The sequence below is a fragment of the Actinoplanes sp. L3-i22 genome (genome assembly GCF_019704555.1).
GTDB lineage: Bacteria > Actinomycetota > Actinomycetes > Mycobacteriales > Micromonosporaceae > Actinoplanes.
Window position 1 is genome coordinate 11,861,281 of record NZ_AP024745.1, and the last position, 11,687, is coordinate 11,872,967.

Here is an 11,687-nt window from a genome sequence, read left to right on the forward strand (position 1 = left end):
CGATGTCCAGGCCGTGACGACCTGCGATGGTTCTCGCCAGCCGCGGCCATCGAGCCGGCGCCAGCCGGTGACCGGGCCGGCCCGGCACCCTCGCCCGAGAGTGCCGTCTGTCGTTCGTACTAGCGGCTGCCCGGCCAGCCGCTCAGGTACTCCTCGAAGGTGGGGCCGGTGTGCGACGTGTCGCCGACCTCCGAGTACTCGCCCTCGGGGGGATCGTCGGCAACCATCTGGTCGTACCGCTGGCTGAACTCCCGGACCGACTCCAGCGGGTGACCAACGTGATCAGCCAGGAACTTCCAGACCGACTTGGCCAGCTCCGGCTGACGCCAATTGGGCTCCTTGCTTCCCACCGCAAAGTAGATGATCCGGGTGTCGTCCTGGATCGCCTTGCCGAGCCAGATGTAGACGCGGCAGTCCACGCAGAGCAGATAGCCGTACTCGCTCACGCTCGCCCCTTACCTCGGCAGCTACACCGCGATCTTCCCAGGCCCAAAAAAAAGGCCCCGTGGCCGCTATTTCAGCAGCTCACAGGACCTTTCACAAAAGTGCGCCCGAAGGGACTCGAACCCCTAACCTTCTGATCCGTAGTCAGATGCTCTATCCATTGAGCTACGGGCGCTCGTTCAGTGCTCGACCAGCATACACACCGGTTTTCGCGCGGAGACTCCGGGATTCGAACCCGGGAGGGGCTATAAAACCCCAACCGCATTAGCAGTGCGGCGCCATAGACCAGACTAGGCGAAGTCTCCTCCGGTGACCTGCAACAGCCACCGAGGTCTGAGAATACCGGACCCGTTCGGCGCCGCACAAAGAGGTCGGCCCGAAACCTCCCGAAGATCTGCCGCGAAGGCCGCGAACAGGCGAAACGTCGCGGTTGCGACTACGCTGCGCAGGATGGAGGAGAACCAGACGCCGCGTGCCCGGGATCCGCGTGCCCCCTTCAGCGCCCCGGCGCCTGAGCAGCCGCCGGCTCAGCCGTCGCGCCGCGGGGCACCGCCGGCGGTCACCTTTCAACCGCCCCAGCCCGAGGCAAGTGCCGAAGGTCACCCTTCAAAGACCACCCCAACCCCACTTTCGGGTACGGACGAGGAGCCCCCCGTGGTCCTCCCGGTCCCGAGGCCCGCCACGAAAGTGGCGAAAGCCACAAAAGCCCCCGCCAAAAAGGTCGCGGCCCCACGAGCCCGCCCGGCCGCGAAAAGCGCCGCGAACAGCACCGCAGCCGTGACCGAGCCGACAAAGCCGCCCCGCCCCCGCAAAACCGCAGCAAAGCCGGCCGTCGAAGTAAAGCCAGCCGTAGAAGCGCAGGCAGCAACAGCGGTGGAAACCCCGGTAGTAGTACAGGCGGAAACCCCGGTAGTAGTACAGGACAAGCCGGAAACCCCAGCCCTGGACCAACTACTCCTGGACCTCTGGCCCCGCCTACTCGCCGACCCCCGCAACGCCCCCAGACTCCTCGCCGACACCGCGGTCCAAACCCTCGGCCCCCGAGCCGCCACCTGGGCCGCCCGCACCCGCGCCACCTACCCCACCGCCACCCCGCAGGCCCTGGCCCGCCTGGCCACGGCCCAGTTCACCCGGGCCGCCGAGCGCCGAGCCCTGCTCAGCGCCCTGTCCGGCTCGTACGCCCCGGCCGCCCTGGTCGCCACGGCCGCGCTCACGCACGCGGACCTGGTGCTACACCTGGCCGCGGCGTACGGCCTGAATCCGAGCGACCCGGACCGGGCAGCGGAGATCCTGGTCCTCCTGCCGGGTTATCGCAGCGGTGCGGCCTGGGCCGCGCTGCGGCTCGCCGACCGTTACCTGCCGGGGGCGGCCCTGCTGGGCGCCGTTCTCGGTGGCCGGAACACGGCCGAGGCGGTCGCCACCCGGGCGGAGCGCCGCTACGGGTGGTATTCGAGCCAGCTGAGCCAGGAGTCGGGGAGCAGGTCGTAGCCGACGAACGCGGTGATGTCGAGCAGGCTGTGCGCCACGATCAGCGGCATCACCCGTTTCGTCCGCAGGTAGAACAGCGCGAACACGATGCCCATCACCACGTTGCCGATGAAGCCGCCGAAGCCCTGGTAGAGGTGGTACGACCCGCGCAGCACCGCCGAGCACAGGATGATCAGCGGCATGCTCAGCCGGCCGATCTGCTGCAGTCGCGTGATCAGATAGCCGACGACCAGCACTTCCTCCAGGATCGCGTTCTGGATCGCGGCGAGAATCAAAACCGGGACCGTCCACCAGTACGGCTTCAACCCGCTCGGCACGATCTGTGCGCTCAATCCGAGCTGGAGTGCGGCGTACACCAGAAGCAGTCCGGGAATGCCGATGCCGGCCGCCAGGCCGGCGCCCCAGCCCAGGTCGTAGCCGGGGCGTCGGTAATCGATGCCGAGCTCGCGGCCGGGCCGGAGGCCGTCGCGGCGCAGCAGGTACCAGGCGAGCGCGACCGGCACCAGGTCGAAGAAGATGTTCAGCAGTTGATTGGTCAGGTCCAGGTACGGCCGCGGCGAGTAACTCGGGTTCAGTGTCGCGGTCTGGCTCGCCAGTGGTTTGTCCGCGGTGAGCTTGGCGGTCAGCGAGACGACCGACCAGATCGCCGACTGTCCGAGGGACAGCAGCAGGACGATGGCTATCTCGACGGGGTACGCCGATCGGGTGGACTGCTGTCGCTCAAGGGTCACGCGCCCAACTTTACGAGGGCACAAAATCGGTCATATAGACAAGCAGTAGGTGACGAGTCGCACTGAGCGTGCGTCGTGTTCCCGACTGTGCTGACCACCCTGAATGCATGGGAGACCTCGCACGCTTGCTCAAGGAGAGCTGGAGTCTCGTCGAGGAGCATCAGGACAAGGTGGCCGGCTACTTCTACGCCCGGTTGTTCCTCTCGCACCCGGACCTGCGCGAGCTCTTCCCGGTCCACATGGACGTGCAGCGGACCCGGTTGCTGAACGCGATCGTGACCTCGGTGCAGACCCTGGAGGATCCCGAGAAGTTCGAGGACTACCTGCGTTCGCTCGGGCGGGACCATCGGAAGTTCCATGTGGTGCCGGAACACTACGAGGTGGTGGGCGGGGCGTTGATCGAGGCGATGCGGTCCTTCGCGGGCGAGCAGTGGGGCGTCGAGTACGACCAGGCGTGGGCCGACGCGTACGCGGTGATCGCCGCGAAGATGCTGGCCGGCGCGGAGGCCGATCAGAATCCGCCGTACTGGTACGGCGAGGTCGTCGCGCACGAGCGCCGGTCCCGGGACATCGCGGTCTTCACCGTGCTGCCGCTGCAGCCGCTGGAGTACCGGGCCGGGCAGTACCTGAGCCTGGAGGCGACCCGCTACCAGCCCCGGCTGTGGCGTACGTACTCCCCGGCGAACGCCCCGCGCCGGGACAACACGCTGGACTTCCACGTCCGGGCGGTGGGTGCAGGCTGGGTGTCCAGCGCCCTGGTCCGCAAGCTGCGGGTCGGCGACATGATCAAGCTGGCCGCCCCGATGGGCTCGATGACCCTGGACCGAAGATCGACCCGGGACGCCGTGTTCGTCGCCGGTGGCACTGGCCTGGCTCCGATCAAGTCGCTGCTGGAAGAGCTGACCCGGTACAACCGGACCCGCTGGGTGCACGTCTTCTTCGGCGCGAAGAACCGCGAGGACCTGTACGACCTGGCCGATCTGAACCGGCTGGCCGCCCGCTATCCCTGGCTCTCGGTGGTGACCGCGTGCAGCGACGACCCGGGGTTCGCCGGCGAGCAGGGTGACATCGCGGAGGTGGTGGCCCGGTACGGCCCGTGGAACGAGCACGACTTCTTCGTCTCCGGCTCGGGCTCCATGGTGAAGACGACCCTGAAGAAGCTGGCCGAGCTGCAGGTCCCGTCGGTCCGGATAAAGTACGACAGCTTCAACGATCAGTAGTCCCAGGGGCGACCGGTCTGCTGGTACTGCGCGATCGGGACCAACTTGGCGTCCGGGTCCATCCGATCCACGTACAACCGGCCCTCGAGATGGTCGATCTCGTGGCTGACCAGCCGGGCCAGGGCCCGCTCGAAGGCGGTCACCACCCGGGTCCCGTCGAACCGGGCGTGCTCCACCTCGATCCGTAACGGCCGGGCGACCAGGCCGCGGTAGTCGAAGAAGGACAGACAGCCCTCGTACTGCTCGTCGCACTCCCGGGACTCGGCGACCACCCGCGGGTTGAGCAGCACGACCGGGTCGAGCTCGCGTTCCGGCGGGCGGACCACGGCGGCCGCCACCGGGATCCCGATCTGCGGCGCGGCCAGCCCGACCCCCTTGCTGAACTCGTGCAGGTCCTCGAGCTGGGCGAGCGAGGTGAGCAGCCGGGTGACGGTCTCCCGGGCGGCCGGCGCCTCCCGGGGCAGCTGGAAGTGCCGGGCCCGCTGCCGGAGCAGGTCGGACCCGCGCTGGATGATGCCGATGCCGCGCATCCGGTGCGAGGCCCGTGGCAGGACCGGCTCGGAGGGCGCGAGTTCGTCGAATTGCGGCGCGTCGGCGCCACGGAACCGCCACTCCAGGCGGTACCGGGCGTTCAACAAAGGCTGATCGGTGGACCACTCGAAGATGGCGCGACCTCCCTCGTTGCGGCGTTCCAGGGGACTGCGCACCGGGACTTCCGCGTTCAGCGAGACCTCGACGCCCCAGACCTGGGGTTCGAAGTGCTCCGGGAAGTTCAGGCGCACGGTGAGCGAGCGGGTGGGCAGCCGCACGGCGCGCTGGAACCACTGGCCCCACTTCTCCTCGCCGACCGTGTACGCGTACTCGATCGTGGTCCGCTCGCCGGGGTAGAGCGGGAACTGGCCCCGGTCGTTCGCGAACAGCAGCCAGATCTCCTTGGCCGCGTCCCGGTCGAGCTTGACCCGCCACTGCATCGGCTCGGCCGCGTCGCCCTCGCCGGCCACCGCGTGCACGTCCATGTCGTCGAACGTCAGCGGGTGCTCCCGGTGGTGCCGGTTGGAGCCGGGCGGGTCGTTCGGGTACCGGTCGACGGCGATCTTGACGAGGTAGCGGGTCACCGCCTCGACGCCGGCGTTGTAGAGCGACCGGCTCACCCGGCACCGGTAGCCCCCGCCGATGTACGCCAGCTCGGCGACCTCGCGTTCGACCACCAGGCCGGTGCCCGGCGGCAGCCATTGGGCCGGGACCGGTGGGTCCCGGTGCATCGCCCCGCGGGCGTGCCGGAGCTCGTCGTACTCCTGGAAGCGCTGCCAGATCGCACCACCGGCACCCAGCACCGCCTCGGCCCGGCGGGCGAAGTCCTCGGTCGGCTTGTGGCGACGCCCCTCGACGTGGCTGACGTAGGAGGGGTCGAAACCCATCCGCGCGGCCAGCTGCTTCTTCGTCATTCCGCGCTCGACCCGCCATTGCGCAAGCGCCGAGACGAACTGATCTGCGGCCCGGTCAATGGGCGAGGTGGTCATCACGGATGTCCCCTTCGCGACGGCACTCTCAGTGTCACGGCGTCGGGTGTCCGGATGGGGCTAGTAGCGCGTTGCCGACAGGTATCTTGACAAAACCGGCAACATTGCCACGCTACGTTAGGTAATCCTTGCAGAGGGTATTCGCCCGAAAGATCCCGGCTCGAGGTGTTGGTTAGGCTACCCTTAACCGAGTACGCTCGGTCGCCTTGAGGCGCTGCATGGATGCGGTTAGGTGGAGAAGCTGGTGAACGCGTGACCGTCACCCTGGAACTCACCGGTTCCCACCCCCTGGCCCCCGTGACCGAATCGCTCGCGACCATGTTCGGCGGCCTCCAGGCTCCCTCGCTGGCACCCGGCCTCACCGTGCCTGACCAGGCAGGCTGGACCCCCACGAGCGACCTTGCCGGCCCCGCCCTGGGCACCCTCCTGGAGTCCGCCGGCCGCCGGTGGAACGCGCAGCCGCACGCCGCCGCCGCACTCGCCTGGAAGGCCTACACCTACTGGCTGGCCCTGCCCGCGGTGCTCGGCTGGGCCTCCGCCCGGCGAGTGCCGTTGATCACCGCCAGTAACGTGCTGATGAGCTTCGACAACCCGACGGTGATGATCACGCTCGGTGTTCGCGCCGGCATCCCGGTCGCGGTCCTGCCGACCGACCCGCTCGCACTCGCCGGTCACCCGGACGCGGTCGTCGTCCCGGATGAGGACGCTCTGCTCGCGGAATTCCGCCGGGCCCTGCTCGACGAGCACCTGACCCCGCTGCTGGCCGCCATCCACGACCGCGTCCGCCTGGGCAAGCGCCCCCTGCTCGGCTCGCTGGCCTCGGGCATCGCCTACGGCATCCTGCGCTCCGCCGACACCACCCCGGGCCGCTCCTCGGAGTCGATCGACCTGCTGCTGGGCGCGCTGGGCATCCGCGACCTGATCGACCTGGTCCCGGCCCGCAACGGCCAGCTCGACGTCCAACGCAAGACCTGCTGCCTGGCCTTCACCCTGCCGACGCCGAAACTCTGCCCCGGCTGCTGCATCAAACCCTGATCGGGCCCGACCCCCACCCCGGCCGCGCCGACCCTGGCCACGCCGATCCTGGCCACGCCGATCCTCTCCCCGGCCGCGCCGATTGCTGCCCGGGCCGCCGCACCACACCCTGATCGCGCCGATTCCGGTTTATCGGATTACGACCGCAACTCCCCGCAATCCGGCATTCCCCAGATCACCCGGTTTCCGCGACGTTCCGGCCGCTTCCCGGACAACCCCTCAAGATCAACTTCAAGTTCTTTCTTGCCTCGGCTGCGGCCAATAACTGATCGTCGCTCCCGCGGGGACCCTTCCGGGCCTCGCAGGGCGCGGGGCGCCCAAAAACGCGAGCCCCTCCAGGGCGACGTCCGAGGGTGGTCGCGGTTTCGAAAACCCCGCCCCGCCTCGGAAACACTCGTGCCTACGGACCGACCCGCAAGGCAGGCAAAAGTCGGCCAGCAGAAAACCCCACCGGAATGCTCACGGTGGGGTTTGCAGAAAACCGGGCCGGCCCACCACCGGCATGCGCACGGTGGTGGGCGACCTCAGCTGGTGCCCTCGGCGGTGATGACCGCGTCCGGGTCGTCGACCAGGTTCCGCACGTCCCACATCCAGACACCGTTGGTCCAGGTCGGCCGGAAGCCGACCAGGTCCGACATCGCGCGCAGCATCTCGATGTCGCGCGGCTGCGGCGTGAGCACGATCACCGCGGCCTTCCAGTACCGCAGGTCGGCGAGGGTCATCTCGCGCCGCGCGTCGGTCACCATCGGCAGCGGGTTGCCCTGCCGGACCGAGGCGATCAGCCCGCTGGTCGGCCGCCACGGCGGAGCGAACGCGGCCGTCCGGTCGGTCGGCTCCGACGGGTTCTGGGTGGGGAGCAGCGCGTACGCCCCGGCGATCCGCATGTCCTGCTTGGTGTAGGCGCTCCAGCGCAGCGGGTCCGGGTACGAGCTGTCCGGCAGCGGCAGGGCGACGACGGTGTGCTCGTCGTCCACGTACTGCCGCCACTGGCCGGAGGTCACGAACGCCGGCACCGGGTCCATCTTCACCGTGTCGATCTGGGCCGGCACGAGCGGCACGAGCGCCATCGCGACCGCGGTGATCATCGCGACCCGGACCGGGCCGCGGGTGTGCGGCTGGGCGCGGACCAGCTCGGCGGCGCGCTGGCAGCCGAGGGCCAGCATGATCCCGACGACCGGGGCGATCGCCATCGCCCAGCGGGTCGGCACGGCCGAGTTCAGCACCGGCAGGTGGTGCAGGAAAGCCCAGATGCCCGGTACGCCGGTGTCCTTCCCGTTCAGGTAAATGCGCGGTCCGAGCGACATCGCCCCGAACAGCAGGGCCAGGAAACCGAGGATCAGCACCGTCGCGCTGCGCCGCAGCCAGAGGATCAGCCCGAAGAACAGGACGACCAGGCCCCAGCCGAAGAACGCGTTCTGCTCGGACGGGTTCTGCGCCAGCTTGAGCGGGATCTCCGGGTTGCCGGCCACCGAGTGCGTCGAGTACGCCGTGAAGGAGGCGAGGTCGGCGCCGAAGCTCCGAACATAAACGGACAGACCCTGGTACGACTCCGGGCCGAAGAACTGCACGCTGAGCGGGTAGGCGAGCGCCGCGATCGTGATCGCGGCGGCGACGCTCAGCCCGCGCAGGAAGGCGAGCGCCTCACCGCGGTGCCGCTTGCGCCGGACCAGGCCGATCACCGCGCAGAAGACGCCGAGCCCGACCGCGGTCATGAACAGGATCTCGAGGTTGATGAACGCCTGCCAGATCAGCAGGCCCCCGAGGAACAGGCCGTTTCGGACCGCGCGACCGGGAACCCGCAGCTCCGTGGTCCGCCAGATGATCAGTGGAACCAGGAACTGGGAGACGATGTTCGGGTGGCCGTTGGCGTGCGAGATCATGCTCGGCGCGAACGTCGCGAACAGCGCGCCCACCCACGCCGCCAGGCGCGAGGCCACCACGCGGCGCGAGAGCACCAAATACCACGAGGCACCGGTTAATGCCAATGCGCCGGTGAGAAATACGTTGAACGACACATGTGGGCCGAACAGAAGAGTGATCGGCGTCAGTGGCAACGAAACGGCCAACACCGAGGTGTTGGCCATCATGTTCACCCCATCGGGGTAATTCATGCGATCCGAGAAGAACGGATATACGCCATCCGTGAGCACGCGGGCACCGTGCGCCAGCATCCACTCGAAGAAAGCCTGATCCTGCGGATCATCGCGTATCTCATGATCAAGATTGAGCCACAACGGGGCCGTGACGAAGAGCGCAACGGCAAGGAAACTTGCTATCGCGAGAACGTCCGGCCAGGTCACCAGGCGCCACAGAGGACGGCGGCGGGCAGGCTCCGTGGCCTGCTCAGCAGCCTTTTCCCCGGCAGGCGCGGGGGAGAGCGGTGCGACCGTGTCGATACCGCCCTCAAGCGCCCGCAGCTCGGCGTCCAGGTCCTCGGCTGCGGTCACTTGGCGGGGCGGCAGAACGTTCTCACCGGCCGTCTGGCCCGTCGAGTCATAACCCGTAATCGTCATAGCATCGGCGAGCCTAACCGAGGTGGGGAAGAGTTCCTCGCTGAGCGCCCGCAGCGTGATAGAGACGATATGTACGCGTGTTTTCCGCGTGTCCTTCGATCAACCTCAGAGGAACCTGGGAGCGACGCGTAACCCACCGACATACCCGAACCGGCTATGTCTCAATCAGGCCAAAAAATCGGCGCGAGCCTGCGCTCAACTTTCGGATAGCGGCGGTAGATGGTTAACTTCACCGGTCCTGCTGTCAGCTCGATCGGCAAGATGAGGGAACCTCACCTATGGCAGACATCACTGGAGACCAGCGGATCCAGTCCGAAGTGCTCGAAGGCCTCGCCACGGCCGTGAACCACCGACGGTGGTTCGTTGAGCTCGCTCTCCCATACCTTGGGGACAACCCCATCGAGATCGGCAGCGGCCTCGGGGATTATGCGGTTGAGTGGGCCGAGCACCTTCCGCGGTTCACCGCGACCGAGGCGGACCCGGATCGACTCGTCCTGCTCAAGGAGCGGATGGCCGACCACTCGAACATCGAGGTCCGGCAGATGCTGCTCCCCGCGCAGGACGCGGACGGGCAGTACAGTGCCGCCGTCTCGTACAACGTGCTCGAGCACATCGAGGACCACGTGGGCGCGCTCCGCAGCATGCGTGAGCTGGTCCGCCCGGGCGGCCGCGTAATCATCATCGTGCCGGCGTTCATGTTCGCGATGAGCCAGGTCGACATCGCCACCGGCCACATCCGGCGGTACACGAAGAAGACCCTGGGCGCCGCGTTCGCCGAGGCGGGCCTGCAGATGGAGAAGATCCACTACGCGAACGCGCTGGGTCTGATCGGCTACTACGGCGCGACCAGCATCTTCAAGCTGGCGCCGAAGGAGGGCCCGATGGTGAAGGTGTACGACTCGGTCGTGCTCCCGGTCACCAAGGCCGCCGAGCGGATCGTCCGGCCGCCGTTCGGCCAGTCGGTCTTCGCCGTGGCGCGCACGCCCCACTGACGTACCGAAGCAATCGAGGCGGTGGCCGACCCGGCCGCCGCCTCGTCGTTTCGCGCGGACCTGGACCGCCGCCGCGCAGCCGGCCGCCGCGTTCCAGCGACCGTGAGCCGGGGCAAGTTCGGACACGCGTGCCCAGCGGGCCGTGAACGACAGCCGCGCTCCTTCGCCGGCGGCGGGTGCTCAGGCATGCGTTTTCGACGGCCCTCCGAGCGGCGGGTGCTCAGGCATGCGCTTTCGACGGCTCCCCGAGCGGCGCGCGCCTAGCCACGGACCTCGAAGGTCGGGCGGATCGTCGCCCGGGCCAGCGTGTGAAAGGCCAGGTTGAAGCCGACGTAGGCGGGCGTCGCGTCCGGCGTCACCGCGAGCGCGTCGACGTCGATCGCGTGCACGGCGAAGACGTAGCGGTGCGCGCGGTCGCCGGGCGGCGGCGCGGCACCCCCGTAACTCCGCTCGCCGTAGTCGTTCCGGACGCAGAAACCGTCCTCCGGCACCGGGTCGGCACCCCGATCGAGAACGGTCACCGAGGACGGCAGGTTGACCAGCACCCAGTGCCAGAAGCCGCTGCCGGTGGGCGCATCCGGGTCGAAACAGGTGACCACGAAGCCACGGGTCTCGGCCGGAAACCCGGACCAGGACAGCTGCGGCGAAAGATTCTTCCCGCCGACGCTGGGGTGCGCGAACAACTCGTCGAGCGGCTGCCCGTCCGCCACATCCGTGCTGGTCACCGGGAAGGACGGGACCTCCGGCAGAAGATCGTACGGATCGGGGGCCAGAGCTCGGTCAAGACTCATCGGGTCCTCCGGCGATGCTGATCTGCGTTCCCGCGATGAGCCGAGACTAACCGCCGCAGGTGTCGCCCGCCTTTCCGCGGTGTTGCCCGCGCAGGTCACTCTTCCGGGTAAACGCACAGGTGGTGCGCACCGTCGGCGCGATGGTCGGCGATGCTTCTGTCAGACATCCGACCGGGTGCGTGTGGCCGAGATCCCCGCGCCCGGTAGCGATCGGTCCAAGCCAGCCGGCACCCGTCTGACGGGTGTCGGCTGGACCACTTTCCGCATCGCTCAGCGGATCCGCTTGACCGTCAGACCCCGGTAGACCTTGCGGTAGCTCACCCCGGTCCGGTGGTTCCCGGCGTCGATCATCATGCCCCGGCCCATGTAGATGCCCACGTGCCCGGGCCCGACCACCAGGTCGCCCGGCTGGGCCTGCCCCCGCGGGACGTTGCGGGCCCGCGCGGCCTGCGCGCGCGACGAGTGCGGCAGCCGCATCCCGGCCCGCGCGTACGCCTGCCGGGTCAGCCCCGAGCAGTCGAATCCGCCGCGACCCTCGCCGCCGGTGACGTACCGCTTGCCGAGCTGCGACCGGGCATACGCGAGCACCGCCCCCATCTGCCCGCCACGGGCCAGCCGCAGCGGCCGTTCCACGGTCCGCCGCACCGACCTGCGCACCATGCCACGGTGCGACACGGTGGTCCGCCGCTGGGCGACCACCACCCGGCGCTGCTCGCGGACCGCCTGCCGGCGCAGCACGCTGCGTTCGGCACGGCCGGTGCGTTCGGCGCGCTGGAAGTGCTGGGGTGCCCGGGTGGCCGGGCGTCGTGGTGTGCCGAGCGGCGCCGAGCGGCGCAACGGCAGGGCCGTAGCCGGTCGGACCCGCAACGGCGCGAGTGGCGCGGGCCGGACCACGCCGGACCGGCGCTGCATCGCCCGGCTGGCGCGCGCGGAGGCCGACTGGCGCTGCTGGT

10 protein-coding genes and 2 tRNA genes are annotated in these 11,687 nt (G+C 68.9%); 4 read left to right on the top strand and 8 right to left on the bottom strand.

Going from position 1 to position 11,687, the window contains the following annotated elements:
- Positions 1–119: 119 nt before the first annotated feature.
- The 3 genes from L3i22_RS52550 to L3i22_RS52560 all read right to left on the bottom strand — a co-directional run bounded on the left by L3i22_RS52550 (position 120) and on the right by L3i22_RS52560 (position 749).
- The gene (locus L3i22_RS52550; RefSeq protein ID WP_221324844.1) at positions 120–446 is read right to left on the bottom strand and encodes a hypothetical protein; all 327 of its coding nucleotides are present in this window, start codon (positions 444–446) and stop codon (positions 120–122) included.
- A 100-nt stretch (positions 447–546) separates the two neighbouring features.
- Positions 547–619 (bottom strand) — tRNA-Arg (locus L3i22_RS52555).
- Between the two features lie 39 nt (positions 620–658).
- Positions 659–749: transfer RNA gene (locus L3i22_RS52560), tRNA-Ser, on the bottom strand.
- Positions 750–1,317: 568 nt separating this feature from the next.
- Here L3i22_RS52560 and L3i22_RS52565 point away from each other — a divergent pair.
- A complete protein-coding gene (locus tag L3i22_RS52565; RefSeq protein ID WP_221324845.1) occupies positions 1,318–1,932 on the top strand; it encodes a hypothetical protein in 615 nt (204 codons plus the stop codon).
- On the opposite strand, the gene L3i22_RS52570 is transcribed toward L3i22_RS52565, so the two are convergent.
- Positions 1,881–2,663 carry a CPBP family intramembrane glutamic endopeptidase gene (locus tag L3i22_RS52570; protein WP_221324846.1) on the bottom strand — a complete coding sequence of 261 codons (783 nt, stop codon included), beginning with the start codon at positions 2,661–2,663 and terminating at the stop codon, positions 1,881–1,883. The two genes, L3i22_RS52565 and L3i22_RS52570, sit on opposite strands and share 52 nt — an antisense overlap.
- A 107-nt stretch (positions 2,664–2,770) precedes the next feature.
- On the opposite strand from L3i22_RS52570, the gene L3i22_RS52575 reads away from it, so the two are divergent.
- Complete coding sequence (locus L3i22_RS52575; protein ID WP_221324847.1) at positions 2,771–3,883, top strand: globin domain-containing protein; 1,113 nt, start codon at positions 2,771–2,773, stop codon at positions 3,881–3,883.
- Here L3i22_RS52575 and L3i22_RS52580 read toward each other — a convergent pair.
- The gene (locus L3i22_RS52580; protein WP_221324848.1) at positions 3,877–5,403 is read right to left on the bottom strand and encodes a peptide deformylase; all 1,527 of its coding nucleotides are present in this window, start codon (positions 5,401–5,403) and stop codon (positions 3,877–3,879) included. The genes L3i22_RS52575 and L3i22_RS52580 overlap by 7 nt on opposite strands.
- Before the next feature lie 318 nt (positions 5,404–5,721).
- Between L3i22_RS52580 and L3i22_RS52585 the strand changes: the two genes are divergently transcribed.
- Entirely contained in the window at positions 5,722–6,438 is a 717-nt protein-coding gene (locus tag L3i22_RS52585) for a hypothetical protein (protein WP_370644593.1), read from the top strand.
- Between the two features lie 524 nt (positions 6,439–6,962).
- Here the strand turns inward: L3i22_RS52585 and L3i22_RS52590 are convergent.
- Positions 6,963–8,951, bottom strand: coding sequence for a hypothetical protein (locus tag L3i22_RS52590; RefSeq protein WP_221324850.1), 1,989 nt, complete (start codon positions 8,949–8,951; stop codon positions 6,963–6,965).
- 278 nt (positions 8,952–9,229) lie between these two features.
- Between L3i22_RS52590 and L3i22_RS52595 the strand changes: the two genes are divergently transcribed.
- Entirely contained in the window at positions 9,230–9,943 is a 714-nt protein-coding gene (locus L3i22_RS52595; protein WP_221324851.1) for a bifunctional 2-polyprenyl-6-hydroxyphenol methylase/3-demethylubiquinol 3-O-methyltransferase UbiG, read from the top strand.
- A gap of 260 nt (positions 9,944–10,203) precedes the next feature.
- On the opposite strand, the gene L3i22_RS52600 is transcribed toward L3i22_RS52595, so the two are convergent.
- Both L3i22_RS52600 and L3i22_RS54250 read right to left on the bottom strand, forming a co-directional pair.
- Positions 10,204–10,734 (bottom strand): YbhB/YbcL family Raf kinase inhibitor-like protein, encoded by a 531-nt coding sequence (locus L3i22_RS52600; protein ID WP_221324852.1) that lies wholly within the window; start codon positions 10,732–10,734, stop codon positions 10,204–10,206.
- Positions 10,735–11,004: 270 nt separating this feature from the next.
- The gene (locus L3i22_RS54250) at positions 11,005–11,646 is read right to left on the bottom strand and encodes a C40 family peptidase (RefSeq protein WP_255657810.1); all 642 of its coding nucleotides are present in this window, start codon (positions 11,644–11,646) and stop codon (positions 11,005–11,007) included.
- Between the last annotated feature and the right edge of the window lie 41 nt (positions 11,647–11,687).